Here is a 23829-nt window from a genome sequence, read left to right as displayed (position 1 = left end):
GCTTGATCTGAAATGATTCAATCGGCGTGACACACACCCATATACAGGCACATGCCGGACCAGAAAGGCGGAAAGTATCAGGTTTGTCGTCTACAAACAATATTGACAAATCCCATCTGTCTTTATTGGACGACAAAGTTCGATTTTTATCCCTTTTTTTGGCTTTTCGCGCGGGATGAATGGGATGTTTCGCGATGATCTTTTTCCAATACCGGCGTAATCGGATCGCCCTGTGTACCATCCTTTTCGACCAGAAGGGATTTTCGTTTAAATCGAACCTGCGATGCGGCGATGCCGATCAAAATAATGCCCATCGCCAATAACGCGCTTGGTTGGGGCACCTCGTTTAAGACAATAAAGCTGATCAGCACCCCGACCGCGGGCACAAGATAGTTATTGAACACCAAAAAACTGGTCCCGGCAGATGCGACCAATTGTAGGATCAAGAACATCGCAATGCCGGTCGGAAACACGCCAAGATACAAAATCGCCAGCAGCCCCGTAAGATCAAATGCCATGGTCCATGGCTGATCAATGATCAGGGTAAAGGGCATCAAGATCATCGAAGCGAATGTTAAAATGACCGCCGTCGATCCAATGCGCGGCTGATCGCGCAGATTGCGCGATATGAGCGATGAAATGGCATAGCCCACCGCGGCAATCAAAATCGCCAACTGAAATAAGAAATCGCCACCAAGCCCCGACAAGGTTTCAGGCCCAACCAAAACAACAACGCCGACAGTGCCCAGCACAATGCCAATCACCTTGCCAAGGGTCAGCTTTTCATCATCGGTAAAGAAGTGTGCCAGTACCACCGCTGTCAGCGGCACGGTCGACATTAAAATGGCCGCAAGCCCCGCATCGACATTGGTTTCGCCAAAGCTGATCAAAAAGAACGGAATGGCATTGCCGATCAAGGCAATCGCAAAGGCCGACAACCACGCCTTTTTCCCGCGCGGCAAATCGGATTTCCGAAACCAGGCAAACGCCCAAAGCACAAGGGCGGCAAAGGTTAACCGGCCACCCGCAACGACAAGCGGCGAATAGGCATGCACACCGATCTTAATGAAAGTGAACGAACTGCCCCACATGCCTGCCAACAGCAGCAGCAAAACATATTCACGAATTCCCGGACGCGTCATTTTCAGAGCCTGTTTTTGCCATATTTATTGGGCTTTATCACGGCAGTGAAAAACCAGACACCAGCGTTAGAGGTGACGCATCAAAGAATCAAGAAAATAGAGGCAAGGCCTTGCTAACAGTGCGGCGCACAAATCAGCGGGGAATCCCCCGCATCACCACGGTCAACGGCCCGACGGTTGGCGGGCCAATTCAACAGAACCGGAAAACGCGCCGCAAAAACAAGACTTAAAGTCGAAAACGACACATCGGACACAACTTTACACTTGCGAATGATTTTCAATAGCAATATAGTGTGCGTAATAAAAAAATGGGAATATGAGCAGATGAGCTATGTTGATCAGGAATTAACGGTCGAAGAGATGCTTGCCGACCCGATCGTGCAGGCATTAATGCGCTATGACGGTGTTTGCGCAAGTGACGTCCGTCACACGATTGCGCAAATTAATCACGCCAGCGCACCGTCACCCGCCGCTTCGGAACGGACAAACGCAAACACGGCAATGCCAAACCGCCCGCGCCTTGCGTCGAAATCACCGTCCGACCGTCACGTCCGCCACCAAGCGGCGTGATTGGCCCCGCAAGTTTCTTGTAATTGGCTCTTACCGCACAACGGCAAGGTTCCTAGGCTTGATCAAACGCGCACCACCGCGCGCAAGCCAATGTGCCCCGCCAAGAAGGATTGCGTTATGAGCTTTGAAATTCGCCCCGTCACCCCGGACGACCATGCTGTTTGGCTGCCGCTTTGGCGCGGCTATCAGACATTCTATAAAACCGATATCCCAGCTGAGGTCAGTGATCATAGCTGGGCCCGTTTTTTGGACCCGAATGAACCGATGCACGCTGCCATCGCGTGGCAGAATAACAAGGCGGTTGGGTTGGTTCACTGGATCTATCATCGGTCCTGTTGGACGGCGGGGGATTATTGTTATTTGCAGGATTTGTTTGTCGCCCCAGACACGCGTGGAACTGGGGCCGGTCGTAAACTGATCGAACATGTGTATGACCATGCCAAGAATGCATCTGCCGCACGCGTTTATTGGCTAACACAAGAAGACAATGTCACCGCGATGAAGCTGTATGATCGCATTGGCGACAAGTCAGGCTTCGTCCAATACCGCAAGATGCTTTAACCGCATTTAGATCACCACACGCGACGAACGCCCGGCCATAAAGATTTGCGCCCACACGCAAAACTATGGCCGGGTATCGTTCAGTCGCCAATCATATTGATACCCGGCAATATCAAGCTCATCCGTATCACCAAGGGCCTCGGTTAACTTCGGCCCCGCAAAGCGTTTGAGATGGGCGATAAAATCCGCATCGCTTTTGCCAAAATCATCACGATACCAATCATAAAGCTGCGACAGAACGAACCCCCCATCCTTATTGCGCTGAACCGCGCGTGGATGATTGATAAATCCGGCTGCCGCCTGATTAAGCTGATCATTCAGTGTTGCGGCGTTATAGGCCTTTGCCGCCAACGCGGGACAGCCAACAGACGCACAATTCACCGCGTAATGAATGCGCGGGTCCTGCCAGATCGGGCGTAAGATACGATGTTCGATGTCATCAAGGCTAAGTGTCCTGCCCTCCACCGTGATCAGCTTTTTGCCCCACGGCCCGGATGAAAACAGCCCCGGCGAGATATCAATGTCGCGGATTGATGCGACCGGATAGTGATCAAGCACCACACGCACCGTCAGGGCATTATACAAATTCACCCAATAGGCAAATTGCTGATCCCGACTAAGACCGCTTACCGCGACCTTTGTCATTGCGGTGACATACCCCGATATCGCGTCATAGCCATCCTTCTTGGCCCCCGCATAATCAAACGCGGTAACACCGGGCTCTTTTGTCACCAGATAGCGATCCAGCACAGCTTGCCATGCGCCATGATCGATTTGTTCTGTGCTGGCGTCGTCATGGGCCTGCCAATCAGGCCAAAGGTCCGCACTTGGCGCGGCATGCGCGACACGGACCGCACCGGGAACGGCCAACAGAATTAAAACCATCAAGATCGACAAACGCATCATCGCCATCACATTTCAGTCGGGGCCAGTAAACGAGTTTAGGAAACAAGATTGGGAAATCAGTCATAATCTCAGTCATAATCCCTGGGCGACCACACCGTCACATCAAACCAGCGTGATCTGCATCATCAGCCTGGCCCCGCGCGGGCAACACATACCGCAGCACCGAAAACGACCCAATGTACTTTTAACCCCAAGTTGGGGTATAATACCCCCATGATACAGGCAGGTGCTATACAGGTTATCCCCGGAAGTGGTGGGCAACTTGGCCAAGTCATAGCCACACGCGCCCTGCCCGGCACCGGGAGCCAACCGTCGATCAATGGATCGGGCGGGTCGGGAAATGCTGCGCCAACAACAAAACCCGCCGCCGTTGCGATTGTGCCGCTGGCATCAACCATCGCCCCACCGCTGTCCCTACCGGAACCGTCCACGCAGCAAGCATCACCAAACACCCGCGGGCAAAATATCGGCGCACAAGGATTTGCCCGACAATCGCAACCGCAACAAGCCGCCGCCCAAACCACACCGCCAGCCACATCTGCACCGTCGCAACCAGCCCCGGTTCAAAGTGCCGCGTCGGTTGTCACGGTTATCCAACAACTTGATCCGCGCGATATAGAGGGCGAAGCCTCCACCCCGGAAACAGATGCCAGCAGCCCCGCCGAACGCCAACAGCAAGAACGCGAAGAAACACCAATACAGGCGCGCCAGCCAACGTCCAACCCGGCCCTTCTGACGGCGAATGAGCGCGAAATTGTGCAAGACCTTCGCGCACGGGATGCTGTCGTTCGCACCGAAGAAGAAAGCCATCAGACACTTGCCGGGGCGAATGCCGGCATGATCAGCTATAGCTACAGCACCGGACCGGACGGGCGGCTTTATGCGACGGGTGGGAAAGTCAGCCTCCATCCGATTGAAGGATTAGAAGGCGCTGCCGCCATCGCCAATCAGGCGGCGATTTCACGTGCGGCATCGGTTCCGGGCAGCTCAGCCGCGGATTTCACTGTCGCCAAAGGTGCGTCGATGAATATCTCCGCCATGATCGCTTCCCAGGCCAGTGCGGCTGCCGAAAGCTATCGCAATGCGATTGGCTTAAATGCCCCATCCGGTAAAATCGACATCAGCGGTTAATTGCAGATATTACCAGCTCCGCGACAATGCGCAGCGCCTCATGACATGACCGATCAGCCCCAATCCCTGCCAACCATCCAAACGAAAAAAGCGGCCCCGTTTGGCGCCGCTTTTGTCTGCTTTATCTAAGACTGTTCTGGATCCGTGGATCAAGCGTAATGCCAGAACACCTCAAAGCCCGGGTCAAAGACCGTGACCGGGCCATCGCCGGTTTCGATCTTGGCGGCAAACTTCGCTGGCTCTTCACGTTTTTCCAAGGTGATCTGATCGGCATTAACCGGCAGCCCATAAAACTGCGGACCATTGAGCGACGCGAAGCCTTCAAGCTTATCAAGCGCGTCTTCCTGTTCAAACACGTGCGCCAAAAGCTGCACTGTATTATTGGCGGTAAAGATACCGGCACAGCCGCACGGGCTTATTTTGCGCGCATCAGTATGCGGCGCTGAATCAGTCCCGAGGAAGAAACGGCTATCGCCCGAGGTTGCCGCGGCACGCAGCGCCAGACGATGCTTTTCGCGCTTGGCCACCGGCAGGCAGTACATATGCGGATGAATGCCACCAACAAGCATGGCATTTCGGTTAATGATCAGGTGATGGGTGGTGATTGTCGCCGCCAAATTCTTGTCATTGGCTTTGGCATATTCGACACCGTCTTCGGTCGTGATGTGTTCCATGATCACGCGCAGTTCTGGCAAACGCTTGCGCAACGGATCCAGAACCCGGTCGATAAACACCGCTTCACGGTCAAAGATGTCGATCTCGGGATCGGTGACTTCACCATGCACACACATCGGAATGCCAAGCTCGGCCATCCGCTCAAGGACAGGCATCGCCTTATCAAAATCGCGCACACCGCTGTCGGAATTGGTGGTCGCCCCGGCCGGGTAAAGCTTAAGCGCCTTGATCACGCCGGACTTATATCCTTCTTCGACGTCATCGGGGTTGGTCCCCTCTGTCAAATACAGCGTCATCAAGGGGGTGAAATCATGCCCAGACGGGATGGCGGCTGTAATCCGGTCACGATAGGCCACGGCATCTGCCGTCTTGACCACCGGCGGCACCAAATTGGGCATAATGATCGCACGGGCAAAATGCTCTGATGTCTCGCCAATCACCGCTTTAAGCATATCGCCATCACGTAAATGCAAATGCCAGTCATCTGGACGGCGAAGGGTGATGCGATTGGTCGACATGGGGCGATCTCCTGGCAAGCAATGAACCCGTTTGGGAAATATGGAGCGTTACCTAGCAGATTGGCGCAGAAATGTGAAACAAAAGGCATTCAGCACAAAGCCCCACCTGCTCGCCAACCTAGACAGGATAATAGCATGCGTCATGATCTGATAACCTGTCTCAAATCACGGATAGTAGACCAAACACAACGGTAGATACAAACCCGAGAATAGATAAGCCTGTCGTCCAACGATTTAATTTTTGAAGCTTCTGAAAACCATCCTCGCGCACCAATATAGCTTGAGATAACTCCCCAAGCTTCTTGCGAACTCCATCGTAGTCAGCGCCTACAAGAAACGCCTCAGCATCCTGTACTAGACTTCGCTCCAAATCGGGCAAATCTCCGTAGGGAGCTGCCGTTTCAGCAATCGCAATAAACCCACTTAATAATTCAATTTTGCGCGCGAAACTGCCTCGACTAACTTCCCCATCAGTCCATCGCTTCTTCGCATAAAGCTCCAGAATCATCTTACGCAGATGAGTTGCTAGACGCGACTTATTAACTAACTCTCCACTTGCCGCACCAGTAGCTGCCAAATACATATTCTCTACATTCGAAAAGCTGGGAAGTTCATCAAACTCCAAAGAGTTCCTCAACGCTTCCATGAACGCATTCTCGCGCTTAGCCTTCAAACCTTTTAAGCGTTTCGCGAAAGCACTGACAGCCAACCCGTAGCTCACTGCAACCAATGCACTAAAAAAGAACGATCCATTTGAACTACTGAGATCAAATGAATTAAACAACTCGATGAAATCCATTCCGCGAACACTCCATTGATGAGGACTCCATCAAAGAACATTCAATAGTGCTCATTCAAATACAAGGAGATTAAACGCGAAAAAGTCGGGCATTTCTGTTTGACCTTTTCGCAAATGGAGCAAGCGATGACAAAAGGTGACAGGTACAATCTCCTACTTCATACTGCCCATCACCCGTTTCACATGCGCACTGGCGCTTCTTTCAGGCCAGTGAAAGCACTGGCCCCTCAAGCAGATCCATCAGATCCCCAAAATATCCGCCGGATCGTGCCGGCGATGTCGGATCAGAGGTAATGGCCACCGCCAGATCCTGTTCTGGGTTTGCTGCGATGACCTGGCCGCCATAGCCGCGTGCGATAATGAAGCCGCTTCGCGTCAGGAACCAGCCATAGCCATAATCAAGCCCCGAATAAGGTGATCGGGTATGGGCTTGGGTTGATTGGTCGATCCAGTCGGCCGGAATTATCTGGTCGCCATTGAAGCGGCCTTGATCCCGCATAATGGTCGCGATGCGCAACATTCCGCGCGGTGTCAGCGCCATCTGGTTACCGCCAAAATAGTAGCCCTGTGGATCTTGTGTCCAAGCTGGAATTTCAATACCGAGCGGCTGACCAAGGACATCGCGCGCCTGCGCGAGCAGACTTTTTCCTGTCGCAACCGTAAGCACAGCGCCAAGGATATGCGTGGTACCGGTGGAATAGATCATACGCCCGCCTGGGGTTGCGACCATGGGGCGGCGCAGCGCAGAGGCCACCCAGTTGTCGGACGCGACCCAAGCGCCGTAGTTTCGCCCTGATGTACTCTCTAGCCCGGCCCTGAGCGTCAACAAATCTTCAATCGTCAGGTTTTCCACACCGGGTGTTGCGTCCGACGGAATGAGAGACGGCGCGATTTCGCCGATGGTGGCATCGACAGACGGGATCGCCCCCGCCGCGATCGCGCTGCCCGTCAGCAGACCGACGATGCTTTTTGAGCAGGACTTGATATTCGCACCCCGATCCAAGCCGCGCCCTCGGGGTGCTTCGGCGACGATGACCTCATCACCGCGCTGTACCAGAATTGCATGAAGCTGGGACATGTTAGCAATTCGCGAACGAATGTCGGACGGCGCCTGTGCGAAGGCTTTGGCGGCAAAGGGAACAACCATCGCCCCCAGGAGGGTCGCCGAAAAGGCACGACGGGTTAGTATCGGGTTTGGTCTTTCGCTGGGCATATCCATCTCTCCTTGGAGGTAGGGATGATGTGCGTATCCATACTATGCGCAGTCCATATGACCACGGGCGACACCGCACCACTTTCCAGTCAATCGGCCCGGAAGAAAAATCTATTATTTGGAATTATTTAGTCAACAATGTGACATCACCCAAAACCGAACAAGCCGAACAAGATCTTGTCGCAGTGTTTTGAGACCAGAAACGAAAAAGGCCAGGCATTTCTGCCTGACCTTTTCACAATGGGGCGAGTGATGGGACTTGAACCCACGGCCCCCAGTGCCACAAACTGGTGCTCTAACCACCTGAGCTACACCCGCCATCGTGTGGCGCGGTTTATATGGCCCGAGGCCTGTTACGTCAAGCGCATATTTTCACTTTTTTGCTGCAATTTCTTAGATAAAGCGCAAAGCCCCGATTTTTGCGGGGTCGCAGTCTTTGCTCAGGTAAATCAGGATTGATTTGCCTCACAAATCCCCCAACCTACCCGTCTGAACATCTTGCATGTCGCGTCATATGCCTTAATTAATGCACCTCAATATCATATCCAGATGAAGCACTTATGGTTCGGGCCGGACCACGAGCCGACATTTTAAGGCCCGACATTGTGCTATATTGTCTGGATTGCCTGTGCGTAACCGTGCGGGCCACGAACGAGAAAAAACAGACGGAGTATCGGAATGAAGTGGGGCATTATCAGCACCGCCAAGATCGGCACGGAAAAGGTTATTCCGGCCATGCAGGAAAGCGATCAGCTTGAAGTTTTGGCGATTGCGGGCCGCGATCTTGGTAAAACCCGCGAGGTCGCCGAGAATCTTCGTATTCCGCGCGCATATGGTGCGTATGAGGACCTTCTGGCCGACCCTTCGATCGAGGCGGTCTATAATCCGCTGCCCAACCATTTGCATGTCGAATGGACCATCAAGGCGCTTGAAGCTGGCAAGCATGTCTTGTGCGAAAAGCCAATTGGACTGGACACCAATGATGCCAAACGCCTGATTGAAGCGCGGGATAAAAGCGGCAAGCAAGTGCTTGAAGCCTTCATGATCCGCCACCATCCGCAATGGAATGAGGCACGCAAAATCATTGAAAGCGGTCAGATCGGTGATTTGACCACGGTGCAAAGCATCTTTACCTATTTCAACACCGATCCAAACGATGTCCGCAACAAGAAGGATATCGGCGGCGGCGGGTTGCTTGATATTGGCTGTTACTGCGTTGTCGGCCCGCGTTATGTTACCGGCAAGGAGCCGGTGCGCGTCGTATCGCTGATGGATAAAGACCCAAAATTTGGCACAGATCGTCTTGTATCGGGCATGCTTGATTTTGGATCAGGCCTTCAGGCAAGCTTTGTCTGCGGCACACAGTCAGCAGCAGTGCAGCGGGTGCATATTTTGGGTACAGAAGGACGCATTGAAATCCTGATGCCGTTTAACCCCATTCCCGAAAACCCGGCCATTATTCGCGTCGCAGGACAAAAGCAGCCCGGCTTTGACGATGCGCGCGAAATCAAATTCCCGGTCTGCAATCACTATACCCTGCAAGGGGAGTCTGCGACCGCGATCTTTAAGGGCGAAAGCCCGGTTGATTATCCGATTGAAGACGCGATTTCCAATATGCAGATTTTGGATGCGCTTGCCCGGTCCTCGAAAACCGGCAGCTGGGAAATGGTCAATCATTGATCGGCTAAATTTCCATAGCGCCGAAAACAAAAAAGCCGCAAAGCTCATGCTTTGCGGCTTTTGTCATTTAAGACGTCTTGCGTAACGATATCGTTATTTCGCAAACGCCTTTTTCATGCGTTCAATGGCTTCGGCCATTTTGGCCTCTTCCTTACAGAAGCAGAAGCGAACGAAATGGCGCACACCGCCGTCTTCGCCCTGATAGAAGGCGGAAACTGGGATCGCAACCACACCGGCTTCTTTGATCATGATCTGGCAAAACTCGACATCGTCACAATCATAGCCAAGCGGGCGGAAATCGCAGCTGATGAAATAAGTGCCTTGGGAATCGAGAACATCAAACCCGACCTCCTTAAGACCCTTCATCAGATAATCGCGTTTGGCCTGCATTTCGGCGGTGAAGTTTTCGAAATAGGCATCTTCCTTGTTCAGGCCAAAGGCCACCCCGTGCTGCAATGCCGGCGGCACGGTAAAGACAAGGAACTGATGGGCTTTTTTAATCGGCTCCATCAAGCGCGCACAGGCGGTGACATAGCCGATTTTCCAGCCCGTCAGCGAAAAGGTTTTACCCGCTGATCCAATGCGCACGGTACGCTCATGCATGCCCGGGAAGGTCATCAGAGGCTTATGCTTGCGCCCGTCAAAGACAAGGTGCTCATAGACCTCATCACACAGGGCAATCACATCATGCTTGATGCAAAGATCCGCGATGAATTGCAGTTCTTCGTCGCCGTAAACTTTTGAACATGGGTTCTGCGGCGAATTCACCAAGATCAGCTTGGTCTTTTCAGAAAACGCCGCAGCCAATTCTTCGCGCGGCAAATCCCAGTGCGGCGGGGTTACGCGCACCAGCTTGGGAATCCCACCGGCCAGCTTCACAATTGGAAGGTAGCTGTCATAAAGCGGCTCAATCAGGATGACTTCGTCGCCCGGCGCAACAAGGCCCAAAATCACATCCGCCAATCCCTCGGTCGCGCCAACGGCAACAAGGACTTCGGTTTTGGGATCAACATCGATACCATAGAAACGCTTATTATGGTCGGCCACGGCAGTAAGCAATTCTGGCACGCCGGCAAGTGGCGGATACTGGTTGGACAGCTCCATGGTTGCCTTGGCCGCGACTTCGCGGATATCGGCCGGACCATCGGTATCCGGTGCGCCCTGCCCCAGATTGATGGCCTGATGTTTTTGGGCCAGTTCGTTCATCACTTCAAAAATCGTGATGCCGCCCGAAGCAAAAAGAGGATTACCGACAAATTCGGTCATGAGGCGTCCTTTTCTTTATGGTCCTGTCACCGGAGGTGGCGCCATGGTGGTTCAACGTGGCATCCGGCGATGTTCATTCATATGCATGTCAACGTGATGCCACAGGACAAACGATATGTCACAGCGATAATACACCGATTTTGCAAAACCGTGTCGATCTGCGGCAATTTAGCCCCGTAAGCGGCCCTAAAATCACTGTGCAATCTAAAAGCCGCCGAGTCACATGCAAGATACTGGTTTTATAGCAGAAATGGATATCGCGCAGGAATTTACAGACCGTTTCTGTCGCATGGCGCCCCGAACTTGGCAAGCCGAGATCGGCCTGTGTGCAGCCGCAACACGGCCACACACGGATTCTGCATAAACTTTAATCAGACCGCCTAAAAATAAGTCACATAAAAGAGCGAAAAGATCAAAAATTTCATGGGTTTTGCTGGTTTTCGGCGCAAGAGTCCTTAGAATGCAGATGCGGGCCTGAATTGGCATGGTCCGTGCAAAAGACACTGGGCGAAGCATCATGCTTTCCGAGTTCTACGCAACTCTCGCAAAAGCAGAGGGCGCTTAATGAAAAAGATTGAAGCCATCATCAAGCCGTTCAAGCTTGACGAGGTCAAAGAGGCTCTTCAAGAGATTGGCCTCAAAGGGATTACCGTAACCGAGGCCAAAGGTTTCGGCCGTCAGAAAGGTCACACGGAGCTGTATCGCGGCGCCGAATATGTTGTGGACTTTCTGCCGAAGGTAAAGCTGGAAATCGTTGTCGAGGACACGCTTCTTGAGCGTGCGATTGAGGCAATCCAGCAGGCCGCACATACCGGTCGTATCGGCGACGGTAAAATCTTCGTTTCCTCACTCGAGGACGCGATCCGCATTCGTACTGGTGAACGAGGCGACGACGCGATCTGATCGGTCATTGTCTTTTATTGAACACCAGACGGTAACTAATTTTGAGTTTTAAAGGGTTGCATCATGTCTGACGCTGCTTCTGTACTTAATCTGATCAAAGAAAAAGGCATCCAGTTTGTCGATCTGCGCTTTACCGATTCCAAAGGTAAATGGCAGCATACTGCGCAGGATATCTGCACGATCGACGAAGACGTCTTTGTTGACGGCATCATGTTCGACGGTTCGTCGATCGCCGGTTGGAAAGACATCAACGAATCCGACATGATCCTGATGCCGGACCCGGCATCGGCTGTTGTTGATCCGTTCACCGCACAGCCTTGCTTGATCCTGTTCTGCGACGTTATCGAACCGGCCACCGGCCAGGGTTACGAGCGTTGCCCGCGTTCGACCGCGAAACGCGCACTTGCTTACATGCAGTCTGCAGGCATCGGTGACACCGCATTCTTTGGTGCAGAGCCAGAATTCTTCCTGTTTGATGATGTTCGTTGGAGCACCAGCCAGGAAAGCATGGCCTACGCGCTTGATTCCGAAGAAGGTCCGTACAACACCGGCACCGAATTCGAAGGCGGCAACCGCGGCCACCGTCCGGGACCGAAGGGTGGTTACTTCCCAGTACCGCCAGTTGACTCGGCAAACGACATTCGTGCCGAAATGGTCAACTACATCAACGAAATGGGCGTGCGTTGCGAAAAGCACCACCACGAAGTTGCACCGTCGCAGCACGAACTGGGTATCGCATTTGGCACCCTGATCGACCATGCCGACGCGATCCAGATCTACAAATATTGCATCCAGATGGTTGCACACCAGTATGGCAAAACCGCCACCTTCATGCCGAAACCGGTATTTGGTGACAACGGTTCTGGTATGCACGTGCACCAGTCGATCTGGAACGAAGGCAAACCGCTGTTTGCTGGTAATGGCTATGCCGATCTTTCTGACACTGCCCTTTACTACATCGGCGGTATCATTAAGCACGCCAAAGCACTGAACGCCTTCACCAACCCGACGACCAACTCTTACAAGCGTCTGGTCCCGGGCTTTGAAGCACCAGTTCTTCTGGCATACTCGGCACGTAACCGTTCCGCATCTTGCCGTATCCCGTACACCGCTTCGCCAAAAGGCAAACGTGTCGAGATCCGCTTCCCGGATGCCATGGCCAACCCGTATCTCGCATTCACCGCAATGCTGATGGCTGGCCTTGACGGTATCGAGAACAAGATCCACCCGGGCGATGCCATGGACAAAAACCTCTATGACCTTCCGCCGGAAGAGCTCAAAGACGTTCCGACCGTTTGTGGTTCGCTGCGTGAAGCGCTTACCAGCCTCGATGCAGACCGCGAGTTCCTGAAAAAAGGCGACGTGATGACCGACGATCTGATCAATGCTTACATTGATCTGAAAATGGAAGAAGTCATTCGCTTCGAACAGTCACCGCACCCGGTCGAATTCGACATGTACTACAGCGCGTAACGCAAAGCGTTGCTTCTTAGGGAATACCTGAGATAAGCGTTAGATTTTAAGCCCCCTTTCGCCCAGATACCGTCAAGGAGCTGACTTAAGTTCCAAGACGGTATCGAACGCGGAAGGGGTCTTTTTTTATTTGTTGTAGAACCGGCCCCAAGTCGTTTCGATATTATTGCGCAACCAGCCCTGCCCTAGCATGGCCTTCATCAGCCAAGCGGGCACTTTGCTTTTTTGCTCAATGTCTTTGATTTCGTCGTAACGCGACTGGAATTTTGACGGGATCTCGGCCTTGTTGCCAGCCATGACCCATTCTTCAAACGTTTTGCGGTCATCGCCCTCAAGCGCATTCCACAGTTGCACCCGTGCGGGGGTCCATGCGGTCGGTGTAAATCGTTGGCTGTTTGATTGTTCTTCTGTCATGGCCCTGCCTCGTAATGTTCTGGCGCGGGTTTAGCACAGGGTTGGAATTTCCAAAAGTCCACGCATTGACCAACGATGAATTGATCGCGCTTCCCCCGTAATGCGAGGCGCGATTTTGGGGCAATGATGCACACATGATCGCCGCCCCAGCATCAATCAGCTTGGTCGAAATTACATTGGATGTATCGCAGGGTGCGAAGGGCTTACTCGCCGTCATCCTGATAGATTTCCGGCTCCAACTCGCGCTGATACAGGCAGCAGTTCCCTGGTCCATCGCTTTTGGCTTTGCGCATGGCTTTATCGGCACGGCGCAGCTGTTCGTTCATGTCGCTGAGACCGCCGTTAAAGACCGAAAAACCAATGGTGGCGGAAATATTGCAATCTTCATCGTTCCAGATGAAGGGCTTGTTGATTTCAGCCAGAATATTGTTTGCCATTTCGGTCATTTCGGCTTCTTTGCCCTTATTGATAAACAACAGGGTAAATTCATCGCCCGCGACACGCGCAATTTCATCAGCCCGGCGTGCGGCCCGTTTAAGGCGCTTTGCCGTTTCGGTTAGCACCCAGTCACCGGCCGCGTGCCCCTTGGTGTCGTTAAGCTTTTTAAAGCCGTCCAGATCAAGGACAAACAGGGATGCGGGCGTATCAGTACCGCGCAAGACCACTTCGCACTGATCAAGCTTTTGCGTGAACCGCGCACCGTTGGCCAAACCGGTCAGTTCATCGTTATTGGCTTTATTTTGAAGTTCGCGCGCGGCGTGCTTTTGCCGGGTGATGTCACTTGTCCACCACAGAACAGCATTTTCGCCTTCAAATGTCACCGGCTCCAGCGAGGTTTTTAACCAGCGGGCTTCTGACATGCCCGGGCGGCGCAGTCGAAGTTCAACATTCTGCAACTGGCCAAGCATATCCATGTCTTGAAGCGACTGCTTGCGATAGCGTTCGGAAAGCAAAATCGAATCTGCCGGGTCCTTGGCGTCGCCGATATTCAGAAGCGAATCAAATGCTTTGTTAAAGAAGCGGAAGACACCGCTTTCACGGCTTGAGATCGCCACACCGACAGGCGCACTTGCCAACACTGTCGTCAGGCGCTTGGTTGCTTGGGCGACTTCGGCCTCGGCCTTTTTGAGTGATGAGACATCCACCACCGATCCAATTACACCCGCAATGGCCCCACTTGGCGCCTTAAGGCTTGATGCGGTCAAAACAGCCACATGGTACTTATCACCAAGTTCAAAGGCGATTTCATCATGCACTTGACCGTCTTTCTTTAAAAGCGGTGCTTCGTGCGAGCCAACGGTTTTGGCAAGGCTTTCGGGGGCGATGTCATCGAATTTTGCACCAGTGACATCGCCAAGTTCTTTGCCAAGGAACGCAGCAAAGGCAGGATTACAACGCGTGACAACCCCATCAAGGTTTTTGACGTAAATCGGGGATGGAACGACATCAATCAGCTGCTGAAGAAGGCCCTTTTTTGCAGCAAGTGCGCTGGCAAGTTCTTGTTCTTTGCCGGGGTCGCGCAGCACAAGTGCGACCGTATCTGCAGGTCCGGGTGCGCAGTGCCAATCAAACTTTTTACCAGACAAACGAAACGCAGGAAGTTCGGCCTGTTTTCCGGCCGAAATACTTGCCAAGGCATCCCTTACGGCGCCGACAGCGTCGCCATTAATAAATTCGCCCTTCTTGGCCAGAAAGGCCAGGAACTGCTTTACCTCGGTTCCCGCACGGATCACCGACTTGGCATCTTCAAGCTGGGTTTGTGCCGCCTCATTGGCGTGCACAACCTTCAGGCTCGATTGGTCCAGAAAAACAAGACTATCGCGTGACAAAGCTGCCGTTGCTGCAATTTCAGAACTGATTGACAAATCACTTGCAACGCCGAAGACCGGCGCACTCCATATTATATTGGTTTTCGTGATGTCCCTGAACCAGCGGGCCTTTTCGGCCCTTTCTTTTATGCGTAAGTCATTACATATACTTACGAATAAGTCATTATTTTTCTTATATTGCAGCGAAATTGCCTATGGTTTTTCTGCCGAAGTCGGAAGATCGATATAGCCGCGGTCAATGCAATGCTCCAACTCGCGTGCAGCAGCCAGCATTTCCTGATAGGTTTCACGCAGGTGCTTTAGCTTTGCCAATTCTTCCTTTGTCGGGTGCTGATCGTTGCGATCTGCACTCAGCTCAAACGCGTATTTCAGGTAATCCGCACGAAGCCGGGCGACATTAATTATAAGTGGCACAGCATTTTCAACCGACATGTCGGGAATGGCCGGGCTTATAATCTCGTGATTAATTTCACGAAGAACATGTTCCATGCTCATCATGAAGCGGCTTTTACTGCGACCGCTGGTATCCTGCGTCATGACCTTTACTCCTTAACCATAAGGGTCGAATTTGTCCGTTAAGTATCGCGTCCGAAAGTAAAAACTCCAATAACAGTTTAGCACCGCCAAGCGCATTAATCCCTCCCGATCTTTCGTATTCCGCGTGATCACATATTGCAGCTGCGCGCGAACCGCGCTAGAGCATGGGTTAACTGTATTTCACAAATAGGAATTTGATCATGGAAGCACGGGTAAAGTGGCTTGAAAACCTGACCTTCACCGGCACCAGTGGCAGCGGACACGGTGTTGTTATGGATGGCAACCGGGAAAACGGTTTTGGTCCCAGTCCGATGGAAATGCTTCTGCTTGGGGTTGCTGGCTGTTCGTCTATTGATGTGGTGCACATCCTTAAAAAAGGCCGTGAAAACGTTTTGGACGTTGTGACCGACGTCAAAGCAGAACGGGCCGAAACCGATCCCAAGGTTTTCACCAAAATCCACCTTCATTTCAAAGTGAAGGGCGAAAACCTCAACGAAACCAAAATTGGGCGTGCGGTCGAATTGTCAGCGGAAAAATATTGCTCAGCCTCAATCATGCTGTCAAAGGCGGCAGAGGTTACCCATAGCTGGGAAATCATGGAATAACCGCAATATCAAGCGGCGTTGCAGCCCCTAAAACATTCCAAAATCAAAGCGGTCTTAACGGGCCGCTTTTTTTCATACTCGCGCCGCGGCACACAGCACGTTAAGCTTAAAAGAATAAGATCAATCGCCCCGGCCCGGAGACGCCCCATGTATGCCAATAACCCGATACGTTCGTGCCTGTGTTTTATCAGTATCGCAACCGGCCTTCTTGCGGCGTCCGGTGCACACCAAAATGCGCATGCAGATGCATTAACGCCGTCGGGTTCTGCCATTACAGCCCCCTCGCCCGATATGTCGTTTTCTGACTATGTCAAAAATACTCGCAGCCAACTTCGTAACGTTTTACAGCGCAGCCGCTTTGCCGATGAAAAAGAACCCTTTGGGTCCTTTAGCCTGGATGACGTTGTTGAAATGCGTGCCCCGTATGAGATCGCGCCAGATCAGAACACCTGTGCACGCGGAGATGCCCTGTTATCGCGCGGAGAAAATCTTGGATTTGTTTTGGTTCATGGCCTGACCGACAGCCCCTATTGGCTGGACGATGTGCGCGATGCGTTGCAGAAAAACTATCCGTGCGCGTCATTTCATGGCGTTCTGCTTCCGGGGCACGGCACGGTGCCAGCAGATTTGATGGATGTCAGCTATGAAGACTGGCTCGCCACGATAAAATTCGGCGTTGAATCCTTTGGCCCGGATATCGAACACATTATCCCCATTGGCTATTCCGCTGGCGCAGCCCTGATTGGGCGCTATTACGATATGCCGGACCATGACGACCGGCTTGCGGCCCTTGTAATGTTGTCGCCAGGCCTTGCGGCGCATAGCGGCATGGCGTGGCTGACGCCCTATGTTCGTTACGTCAAAGACTGGGTCGGTCAGGGACAAAACAATGATCCGGGCAAATATGGCGCCATGGCGATGAATGCGGCAGCGGAATTTCAGCTTCTGACATCGCCGTTCCGCGACGGAGCCATCGGCCCGATAGATATTCCGGTCTTTATGGCGGTCAGCTCAGATGATCAAACGGTTGATCCTTTGGTTTCCCTTGATGTGTTTTGCGAAAAAGTCACGTCAGAAAACCGGCAGATGCTGTGGTATCAGGGCGAAATTCAAATCCCTGACGACAAAAATGTTTGCGATGACGTCGATCGTGTTGACTCCGCCAATGCCGATTTAAGAACCCTGAACCATGCCCATACCGGTATCACGCTTTCGCCGAGCAATCCGGTTTACGGGCTGGATGGTGCTTATTCAGATTGCGGTCACTATGAAACAGACAAAGACAAGGAAAAATGCCTTACCGCACCCAGCGCGTTTTACGGGGAGCGCAACCTGCTAGAGGGTGCGACACCGGGCACATTGCGCCGCGCGACCTTTAACCCGGACTTTGACGAGATGATGGAAAAAATCACCCATTTCATCGCGGTTGCCCGTGCCATGGCGCCCACCGTCACAGTGAAATAAACTTTGAAATAATCCCTCCTAGAAACATGTTCTTCTCGCCCGCACGGATGAGAATACCTATTCAATTGAAAGTCAGGACACACGCGTAAATGCCATTTTCGTTTCATGAGGCAATCGACAAAGATGGTGTGCGCCTGCGCTATGGCATTCATCCCCCGACGGACCCGAAATCAGATCGCTATATCCTGATCCTTCAGGGGCGCGGCGAATATGTTGAACGCTACGAAGAAACCGCCGATGACCTTACCCGGCGTGGCTTTGGCTGCGTGACATTTGATTTTCGCGGCCAAGGCGGATCGGACCGCGCCACACCGGACCCCACGATGGGTTACGTGAGAGATGTAGGCGACTATATGGCGGATACCGCCTGCGTGATCGATGACCTTAAACGCCATCACAACATTGTCTGCCCAATGGTTTTGACCCATTCGACCGGTGGGTTGGTGGCGATGAATATGCTGCTTTTAAATCCTGATCTTTGGCAAAGCGTGGTGATGATTGCGCCGTTTTTTGGCATGGGTGGGCCGAACTGGTTTTCAAAGGCAGCAAAGATTTTGTCAGCCAACCTGTGTCGGTACGGCCTTGATCGTCGATACCTTCCGGGGCAAAAATTGATGTCGCCGTTGCGCCCCTTTGCGCCGGAAAACCTTTTGACGTCTGACCAGGCGCGGTATGAACGCAATGTTGCGTCGCTGACATCGCAACCCGATCTTGTGATTGGTGGCGTATCTGCTGGGTGGCTTAATGCGTGTTTTCGCACACAGGCTAGTGTTGCCCAAAAATTCGCTGCCACGGCACCGCGCCCGCCTTTGCCCCCCATCACCATGGTGCTTGCGGGCAATGATCAGGTCGTGTCAAACAGCACAACCCACGCCCTTTTTGACGATCATCCAAATATCACCGTCACCGACATCCCCGGGGCGCGGCACGAAGTTCTGCAAGAACGCGACATCTATCGCGATCAGTTTTGGCAAACATTCGATGCCCACGTCGCCCGACATCCGGCTTAATACAAAAACAGCACCCGACGAAAACCGGGCGCTGTTTAAATGACGGATCAGGTCGGATTTATCGAAATCCCACACTAAAAATTCAAGTGCGATTTAAAGTTTGGCAATCAGTTCTGCCTTGGTGACGTCGTCAACAAATGCGGCCTCAAGTGCGGTGCGGGTAAGACCGATCAGCTCCGCATCGCTAAAGCCGAAATCATCCTGTGCGCGCTGATATTCATCGGCCAAAGTCGTAAAGAAGAACGGCGGATCATCTGAGCCCAGCGTGACCTTCACCCCGGCATCATAAAGTTTACGAAGCGGATGTGCGGCGTAATCGGGATAGACCGAAAGCGCGATGTTTGACCCCGGACAGACTTCAAGAACAATGCCGCGCTTGGCAAGGGTTTCGACCAATTTCGGATCTTCGATAGACCGCACACCATGACCGATCCGGGTTACAGGCAGCTTATCAATTGCATCCCAAACACTTTGTGGTCCTTCGACCTCCCCTGCGTGGGTGGTGCAGCCCAATCCGGCATCAGCGGCAATTTTAAAAGCCGGATAGAATGTTTCTTGGGAAAACATGCTTTCATTGCCGCCCATGCCAAACCCAACGATATAGGGGTGGCCGCAGGCAACCGTTTCTTTGGCTACCTTAAGCGCGATATCCCCGCCAACATGGCGGACACATGTCATGATGATCCGGCCAATGATGCCGCATTCCTTTTGGGCGCGGTCAATGCCATCAACCACCCCTTCAAGATGATCATCAAACGAAATCCCGCAGTCGGCGGCATGAGTTGGCGAACAAAATAGTTCAACATAAAGCGCGCCTGCCTTGGCCTGCTCCGTCAGGTAAAAATGCGTCAGATCAGCATAATCCTGCTTGGTGCGGATGGCGGCACTGGCTTTATCAAAACTTTTAAGAAACTCAGGAAAATCCGACCAGATATAACGATCCTGATCATCATAAATATCATCGGGCAATGTCAGGCCATTACGCTTGGCAAAGGATCGTACAAGTGACGGCGTCATTGCACCTTCAAGATGCAAATGCAGCTCTGCTTTTGGGAGTTTCAATGTCATCAGCGCACTCCGGCGTTTTTAAAATTTCTTGTTGTATGAAACCTTTTTAGCCCGAAGTCCCCTAAGACGTCACGCTGCAAACTTTTTTCCGGGTTATTCGCCAGGTGTTTTGTCCAATGCGGACGTAGCCAGATCAAGGTCCGCCAATGGACCGATATAGGGCTTAAACCGCTGCCATTTTCCAAGGGAATCAGTATAGATGGGGCGGCGCACCTGAATCATACTGGCCGTGGTTGCGGCTTTGTCATTGCGATAAAATTCCAAACACGCCGGATGCCAGTCCAAACAACAATGGGCCAGATATGCCTTCCCAACCGTTTCGGGATCTGCCACTAAATCTTCGTAGGGCAAATCAAAAAGCATCCCGTTTCGGTCGGTCTCGAAATACACCTTCATCAGGTTTTCGTAGGCACGGTAATAATCGGTTAAATCACCCAAATCATCGGCAAACCGCATTGGGTTGGCAAATGGCGTTGTATAAAGCGAAAGACAGGTTGCCAACGGATGACGATGGGTGTGAAGAATTGGCGCATCGGGAAAGACCCGGCGAATAGCCTCTACCCGCAAAAAATTGGCTGGTGTTTTGTTCACAACAAAGCGCGCATTAGGCGCATAGCCCTTCATTGCCGCAAGGTAGCGTTTTCGCACCTCGACTATGTTTTTCGGGCTCAGACGGGCGATCTGCTCGGACATGGTGCCACGTCCGACCACTTCGATCAGAGCCTTTGCCAGATCGCCGATTTCGCCGGCGGCATAGACATCTGGATGCGCACCCAAAATACGTTCACTTAGGGTCGTGCCAGACCGCGGCATTCCAACGATAAAGATCGGTTTGGGTTTGGGTCCGTCTTCTTCTGCGACCAAATCCGTTTTTGCATCTTCCTGCTCAGAAGCCGCCTTGCGCGCCAGTTCTGCAATCAGCTCCATCTCATGAAGCTCCGCCGTCATATCGATGGGACGGGCTTTGCGGCTTGCGGCATGGCCGACTTGGTACCAATCAAATGCTGATTTCATATCACCCGCTGCCTCGTCCATGCGGGCAAGCACAAAGGAAGCCTTGTAAACCTGATCATACGGGGCGTTTGGCGTATTGATAATCGCGCCTAACACATCCCGCGTATTTTCTGGTAAATCAGCGGCACGCATGAATGAAACGATATTGTAGGGCTGCGCACCGCAATCTGGAAATTCATCAATGATCGTAAGGCAGGTGGAAACCGCTTTGTCGACCTGCCCGGCAAAGGCATAGGTTGATGCCAGTTGTTCGCGCAGTGCTAAGTTATTTGGCTGCTTCTGCGCGATCTTGGCCAGAAGGTCAGATGCCTTTTGATGGTGATCTTGATACAGGAAAATGCGCGCCAGCAATATCTGGGCATCGATTTGATGCGGGTCGGCCTCCGGTATTTTTGCCAAAATTTCCACCGCATAATCTAGCTGTGGGGCAAAGCTTCGGCCCGGACTTAAATGGGTTTGATGGCGAAAAATAACTTCGGCAAGGAGACACGCAAAAACGCCGTACTGGGGGGCAGCGCGATAGCGCTGTTCAAACGCGGCTTCGACGGCCTCAAAATCACCAGTTCGCTCAGCATATTGGATTAAGTTTTGCGTCACTGGCACGAAAAAACGATCGTCGGGTGCCAAATTGCGAAAGATACGCCGCAACCGTTGCCCCGCCTGTGCGGGCATCTTGCCCTGCAACTCGCTTACGGCGGTCATGATTTGGATGTCGGTTCGTTTTGGATGCAGTCGGAGGATACGGGCGCCAATTTTGGCTGCCTTGTCAAATTCGCCCGCCGACATTGCCAACTTCAAATCCTGTGCAATGTCCGCTTTCACCTGCGTCATTTATGTATCCTTGGTGCCTGTAAATTTAGAAATGCGCCCTCCCAAGCCAGAGGTGACTATAAGTCATTTGCGTAACAGTGCACAGGGCAAATATCCGCCCTGTTTCCCGATGACGAGCGTACCGTTCAACCGCCCGTCAACTGGCGAAGGCCTTAAAATTTCGGCCCAATTGCGTGGTCCGCAGCGCGGTAAACCGCTATGCCTTACGCCGGGATCGCAAAATCATATCGCGCGATGCCACAAGCGCCCCGCCGACAATAAACAAACAACCAAGTGCGACAGCAGGCGTGGCATCGGCCTTACCAAACACAACCAGCAAAATCGTGCTTAGAAGTGGCGCGCCATATGCCGCCACACCGAGCACCTGAATATCGCCGTGTTTTGTGCCAAAATCCCAGACAAAGAATGCCGCGCCCACCGGGCCAAGTCCCAATCCGATGATTGCCAACCATTGCCGCACATTTGGCATTACCCAGCTTTCCATACCCAAATGCGTAACGAAACCAAGCACAGCCGCCCCGGCACAGAAGCCACATACCGCTTCGACCGGAACGGCACCATATCGACGGTTCAAAACGGAATAGCCCGACCATAGCAACGAACAGATAATCGCCGCCCCATAACCAAGCCCAAAGGCCGGATCAAACGCAATCCCCTGCCCTTTGGTCACCAGCAACGCCGCACCACACAGACCAAGAAAGCCGCCAGCCACATGATACCACCGCAGTGTTTCCCCCGGCAGCAGAGCCGAAAAAACCACAATTAGCAGTGGCCAAAGATAGGCAATCAAACTGGCCTCGACCGCCGGGGCATTTGCCAAGGCAACGAAATAGAAAAAGTGATAGCCAAACAGCCCGCCGACACTAAGCACCCAAGCCCCCGGTGGCTGTCGCAAAATAAGGCGTGGGTTTTTGCCGCTCAGCACAATCCAGACAAAACTAAAGACGGCTGCAACCGCAAAGCACAGACTGACTAACTGAAAAGGCGGGATGGCGCTGACCTCTGTGGTGAAAAGCGCCAAGAGCGCCCAGAGCACCACGGCAATCATACCCACAAAGGTTGCTTTTGATTTTTGTGCAGCCAATGACATCAACGCCATCCCAAGTTTCATCTAATCGCGGGGCGATCATTGAACAGATGCGCGGTTTCTGTCTGTGCTGAAACTCCGGATGTGGAGCTTACGGCCAGATACAGAGGCGATCTTTTGAGACGGGATAATACCGTTAATTAAAGGCTGCTAAATCAACGGCGCCTTGCATCCGCATTTTTAGCGGTGAGCAACCAAACCGGCGCGAGAATGCACGCGAGAACGCGCTTTGATCGGTAAAGCCAACTTGCACGGCAAGGTCGCCAATCGCGATATCTTTGCCCGATGCCATCAGCAAATGGCGCGCGGCAAGCAACCTTTGCTCGGTCAACCAACGCATCGGCGTTGTGCCGATATATCGCTGAAAAGTATCAAAAAAGCTGCTTTCAGACTGAACCGCGACGGCGGCCATATCTGATACCGAAATCGGATCAGCCAACCGCAATTCGGCCCAATCAAGAACCCGCTGCAAACGCGGCGGGATCAAAGAGAGGCCATTGTGAGTGCTGGCTTTGGCGGTTAAGCCGATTGAGGCGGCTGATGTTCCGGCCAAAACCCGCAACAGGCTGTTGCAGACAATGCCCTCCTCGCCAGACAGATCATCGATCAACGTTCCGCAGTCGCCCACCCGACTGGATAAACTGATCGGCGCCCCGGCCTGTCGGGATGAGGTAACCGTACGCAACAGATCGGACAGGGCCGCCTGCTGGCCGTTTGCAATTTGAAGATAGGGCGATGCATTGGCATTGCGATGCCAAAGGGCTTCGATGCCAGCGCGCTTGGCAAGATCGGTGTCGACATCAAGCACCAAAAACCTGTTTAGCCCCTGCGCACGATAGGCATGCGTGTCCCCGGCGGGCACAAATGCCAACCGCGTCCCGCTGACCGCGCCGCCGCGTCCTTCAATTTCCAATTCCAAAAGCCCCAAATCAGAAATGATGATCTGATGAAAATCGGTATGGCTATGGCTTGCGGCTTCTGATCGATATTGCCGAAGACTAAATTGCATGATGTCGCGTTCTCCCTGGCGCATCATAGATATGGAAACGTGGCGTGCCAACCAGACTTTCAGCGATGTGATCGCGGTAAAATGAACCTGACGACCTGTGGTATCGTATGAAAAGAAAACGATT

The 23829-nt window shown here is 52.7% G+C and carries 22 protein-coding genes and 1 tRNA gene; 9 read left to right on the top strand and 14 right to left on the bottom strand.

The genetic code is table 11. From position 1 onward, the window contains the following. Positions 1-146 precede the first annotated feature (146 nt). Complete coding sequence (locus tag HCZ99_RS17990; RefSeq protein WP_167448385.1) at positions 147-1142, bottom strand: DMT family transporter; 996 nt, start codon at positions 1140-1142, stop codon at positions 147-149. Positions 1143-1466: 324 nt separating this feature from the next. Here HCZ99_RS17990 and HCZ99_RS17985 point away from each other — a divergent pair, with 324 nt between their 5' ends. Next, the gene (locus tag HCZ99_RS17985; RefSeq protein WP_167448384.1) at positions 1467-1712 is read left to right on the top strand and encodes a hypothetical protein; all 246 of its coding nucleotides are present in this window, start codon (positions 1467-1469) and stop codon (positions 1710-1712) included. Between the two features lie 117 nt (positions 1713-1829). After that, a complete protein-coding gene (locus HCZ99_RS17980) occupies positions 1830-2273 on the top strand; it encodes a GNAT family N-acetyltransferase (protein ID WP_167448383.1) in 444 nt (147 codons plus the stop codon). 63 nt (positions 2274-2336) lie between these two features. On the opposite strand, the gene HCZ99_RS17975 is transcribed toward HCZ99_RS17980, so the two are convergent. Then, entirely contained in the window at positions 2337-3185 is an 849-nt protein-coding gene (locus HCZ99_RS17975) for a DUF547 domain-containing protein (protein ID WP_254869724.1), read from the bottom strand. 207 nt (positions 3186-3392) lie between these two features. On the opposite strand from HCZ99_RS17975, the gene HCZ99_RS17970 reads away from it, so the two are divergent. Beyond that, the gene (locus tag HCZ99_RS17970; protein WP_167448382.1) at positions 3393-4310 is read left to right on the top strand and encodes a putative metalloprotease CJM1_0395 family protein; all 918 of its coding nucleotides are present in this window, start codon (positions 3393-3395) and stop codon (positions 4308-4310) included. Between the two features lie 149 nt (positions 4311-4459). Here HCZ99_RS17970 and pyrC read toward each other — a convergent pair whose 3' ends face one another. The 4 genes from pyrC to HCZ99_RS17950 form a co-directional block, all read right to left on the bottom strand. Next, the gene (gene pyrC, locus HCZ99_RS17965) at positions 4460-5503 is read right to left on the bottom strand and encodes a dihydroorotase (protein WP_167448381.1); all 1044 of its coding nucleotides are present in this window, start codon (positions 5501-5503) and stop codon (positions 4460-4462) included. 160 nt (positions 5504-5663) lie between these two features. Then, the gene (locus HCZ99_RS17960) at positions 5664-6302 is read right to left on the bottom strand and encodes a hypothetical protein (RefSeq protein WP_167448380.1); all 639 of its coding nucleotides are present in this window, start codon (positions 6300-6302) and stop codon (positions 5664-5666) included. Between the two features lie 202 nt (positions 6303-6504). Next, complete coding sequence (locus tag HCZ99_RS17955; protein WP_167448379.1) at positions 6505-7515, bottom strand: serine hydrolase domain-containing protein; 1011 nt, start codon at positions 7513-7515, stop codon at positions 6505-6507. Between the two features lie 241 nt (positions 7516-7756). Next, positions 7757-7833 (bottom strand) — tRNA-His (locus HCZ99_RS17950). A gap of 360 nt (positions 7834-8193) precedes the next feature. Here HCZ99_RS17950 and HCZ99_RS17945 point away from each other — a divergent pair. After that, positions 8194-9195: a Gfo/Idh/MocA family protein gene (locus tag HCZ99_RS17945; protein WP_167448378.1), complete on the top strand. Its 1002-nt coding sequence runs from the start codon at positions 8194-8196 to the stop codon at positions 9193-9195. A gap of 93 nt (positions 9196-9288) precedes the next feature. On the opposite strand, the gene HCZ99_RS17940 is transcribed toward HCZ99_RS17945, so the two are convergent. Further along, entirely contained in the window at positions 9289-10461 is a 1173-nt protein-coding gene (locus tag HCZ99_RS17940) for an aminotransferase (protein WP_167448377.1), read from the bottom strand. A gap of 564 nt (positions 10462-11025) precedes the next feature. Here HCZ99_RS17940 and HCZ99_RS17935 point away from each other — a divergent pair. Continuing rightward, a complete protein-coding gene (locus HCZ99_RS17935; protein ID WP_167448376.1) occupies positions 11026-11364 on the top strand; it encodes a P-II family nitrogen regulator in 339 nt (112 codons plus the stop codon). Between the two features lie 63 nt (positions 11365-11427). Beyond that, the gene (glnA, locus tag HCZ99_RS17930; RefSeq protein ID WP_167448375.1) at positions 11428-12837 is read left to right on the top strand and encodes a type I glutamate--ammonia ligase; all 1410 of its coding nucleotides are present in this window, start codon (positions 11428-11430) and stop codon (positions 12835-12837) included. 126 nt (positions 12838-12963) lie between these two features. Here the strand turns inward: glnA and HCZ99_RS17925 are convergent, their stop codons facing one another. The 3 genes from HCZ99_RS17925 to HCZ99_RS17915 form a co-directional block, all read right to left on the bottom strand. Further along, a complete protein-coding gene (locus tag HCZ99_RS17925) occupies positions 12964-13251 on the bottom strand; it encodes a hypothetical protein (protein WP_167448374.1) in 288 nt (95 codons plus the stop codon). Positions 13252-13454: 203 nt separating this feature from the next. Next, positions 13455-15116: a GGDEF domain-containing protein gene (locus tag HCZ99_RS17920; protein ID WP_167448373.1), complete on the bottom strand. Its 1662-nt coding sequence runs from the start codon at positions 15114-15116 to the stop codon at positions 13455-13457. A gap of 156 nt (positions 15117-15272) precedes the next feature. Continuing rightward, a complete protein-coding gene (locus HCZ99_RS17915) occupies positions 15273-15617 on the bottom strand; it encodes a hypothetical protein (RefSeq protein WP_167448372.1) in 345 nt (114 codons plus the stop codon). 200 nt (positions 15618-15817) lie between these two features. Here HCZ99_RS17915 and HCZ99_RS17910 point away from each other — a divergent pair, with 200 nt between their 5' ends. The 3 genes from HCZ99_RS17910 (at position 15818) to HCZ99_RS17900 (ending at position 18696) form a co-directional block, all read left to right on the top strand. Next, on the top strand, positions 15818-16222 hold the full coding sequence (locus tag HCZ99_RS17910; protein WP_167448371.1) for an OsmC family protein: 405 nt from the start codon (positions 15818-15820) through the stop codon (positions 16220-16222). Between the two features lie 147 nt (positions 16223-16369). Further along, complete coding sequence (locus HCZ99_RS17905; RefSeq protein ID WP_167448370.1) at positions 16370-17686, top strand: alpha/beta hydrolase; 1317 nt, start codon at positions 16370-16372, stop codon at positions 17684-17686. An 89-nt stretch (positions 17687-17775) separates the two neighbouring features. Beyond that, entirely contained in the window at positions 17776-18696 is a 921-nt protein-coding gene (locus HCZ99_RS17900; protein WP_167448369.1) for an alpha/beta fold hydrolase, read from the top strand. A gap of 93 nt (positions 18697-18789) precedes the next feature. Here the strand turns inward: HCZ99_RS17900 and HCZ99_RS17895 are convergent, their stop codons facing one another. From HCZ99_RS17895 to HCZ99_RS17880, 4 genes are all read right to left on the bottom strand, one after another. After that, on the bottom strand, positions 18790-19764 hold the full coding sequence (locus tag HCZ99_RS17895; protein ID WP_167448368.1) for an adenosine deaminase: 975 nt from the start codon (positions 19762-19764) through the stop codon (positions 18790-18792). Positions 19765-19857: 93 nt separating this feature from the next. Beyond that, on the bottom strand, positions 19858-21609 hold the full coding sequence (locus tag HCZ99_RS17890; protein WP_167448367.1) for a tetratricopeptide repeat-containing sulfotransferase family protein: 1752 nt from the start codon (positions 21607-21609) through the stop codon (positions 19858-19860). Positions 21610-21805: 196 nt separating this feature from the next. After that, the gene (yddG, locus tag HCZ99_RS17885; protein ID WP_167448366.1) at positions 21806-22699 is read right to left on the bottom strand and encodes an aromatic amino acid exporter YddG; all 894 of its coding nucleotides are present in this window, start codon (positions 22697-22699) and stop codon (positions 21806-21808) included. A gap of 133 nt (positions 22700-22832) precedes the next feature. Then, a complete protein-coding gene (locus tag HCZ99_RS17880; protein ID WP_167448365.1) occupies positions 22833-23705 on the bottom strand; it encodes a helix-turn-helix domain-containing protein in 873 nt (290 codons plus the stop codon). Positions 23706-23829 lie beyond the last annotated feature (124 nt).

This window comes from Thalassospira lucentensis, assembly GCF_011806425.1.
Classification (GTDB): Bacteria; Pseudomonadota; Alphaproteobacteria; order Rhodospirillales; family Thalassospiraceae; genus Thalassospira; species Thalassospira lucentensis_B.
Note: the sequence above shows the minus strand (reverse complement) of the source record. Positions and strands in the feature narration are given on the sequence as shown.

Excerpts from the sequence above, each read along its gene's own strand:
- HCZ99_RS17910 (WP_167448371.1), top strand. The coding sequence starts at position 15,818 with ATGGAAGCACGGGTAAAGTGGCTTGAAAACCTGACCTTCACCGGCACC.
- HCZ99_RS17940 (WP_167448377.1), bottom strand. The coding sequence starts at position 10,461 with ATGACCGAATTTGTCGGTAATCCTCTTTTTGCTTCGGGCGGCATCACG.
- HCZ99_RS17880 (WP_167448365.1), bottom strand. The coding sequence starts at position 23,705 with ATGCAATTTAGTCTTCGGCAATATCGATCAGAAGCCGCAAGCCATAGC.
- HCZ99_RS17915 (WP_167448372.1), bottom strand. The coding sequence starts at position 15,617 with ATGACGCAGGATACCAGCGGTCGCAGTAAAAGCCGCTTCATGATGAGC.
- HCZ99_RS17945 (WP_167448378.1), top strand. The coding sequence starts at position 8,194 with ATGAAGTGGGGCATTATCAGCACCGCCAAGATCGGCACGGAAAAGGTT.
- HCZ99_RS17970 (WP_167448382.1), top strand. The coding sequence starts at position 3,393 with ATGATACAGGCAGGTGCTATACAGGTTATCCCCGGAAGTGGTGGGCAA.
- HCZ99_RS17890 (WP_167448367.1), bottom strand. The coding sequence starts at position 21,609 with ATGACGCAGGTGAAAGCGGACATTGCACAGGATTTGAAGTTGGCAATG.
- HCZ99_RS17960 (WP_167448380.1), bottom strand. The coding sequence starts at position 6,302 with ATGGATTTCATCGAGTTGTTTAATTCATTTGATCTCAGTAGTTCAAAT.
- HCZ99_RS17990 (WP_167448385.1), bottom strand. The coding sequence starts at position 1,142 with ATGACGCGTCCGGGAATTCGTGAATATGTTTTGCTGCTGCTGTTGGCA.
- HCZ99_RS17895 (WP_167448368.1), bottom strand. The coding sequence starts at position 19,764 with ATGACATTGAAACTCCCAAAAGCAGAGCTGCATTTGCATCTTGAAGGT.
- HCZ99_RS17985 (WP_167448384.1), top strand. The coding sequence starts at position 1,467 with ATGAGCTATGTTGATCAGGAATTAACGGTCGAAGAGATGCTTGCCGAC.
- HCZ99_RS17925 (WP_167448374.1), bottom strand. The coding sequence starts at position 13,251 with ATGACAGAAGAACAATCAAACAGCCAACGATTTACACCGACCGCATGG.
- HCZ99_RS17900 (WP_167448369.1), top strand. The coding sequence starts at position 17,776 with ATGCCATTTTCGTTTCATGAGGCAATCGACAAAGATGGTGTGCGCCTG.
- HCZ99_RS17935 (WP_167448376.1), top strand. The coding sequence starts at position 11,026 with ATGAAAAAGATTGAAGCCATCATCAAGCCGTTCAAGCTTGACGAGGTC.
- HCZ99_RS17980 (WP_167448383.1), top strand. The coding sequence starts at position 1,830 with ATGAGCTTTGAAATTCGCCCCGTCACCCCGGACGACCATGCTGTTTGG.
- yddG (WP_167448366.1), bottom strand. The coding sequence starts at position 22,699 with ATGTCATTGGCTGCACAAAAATCAAAAGCAACCTTTGTGGGTATGATT.
- glnA (WP_167448375.1), top strand. The coding sequence starts at position 11,428 with ATGTCTGACGCTGCTTCTGTACTTAATCTGATCAAAGAAAAAGGCATC.
- HCZ99_RS17975 (WP_254869724.1), bottom strand. The coding sequence starts at position 3,185 with ATGGCGATGATGCGTTTGTCGATCTTGATGGTTTTAATTCTGTTGGCC.
- HCZ99_RS17905 (WP_167448370.1), top strand. The coding sequence starts at position 16,370 with ATGTATGCCAATAACCCGATACGTTCGTGCCTGTGTTTTATCAGTATC.
- HCZ99_RS17955 (WP_167448379.1), bottom strand. The coding sequence starts at position 7,515 with ATGCCCAGCGAAAGACCAAACCCGATACTAACCCGTCGTGCCTTTTCG.
- pyrC (WP_167448381.1), bottom strand. The coding sequence starts at position 5,503 with ATGTCGACCAATCGCATCACCCTTCGCCGTCCAGATGACTGGCATTTG.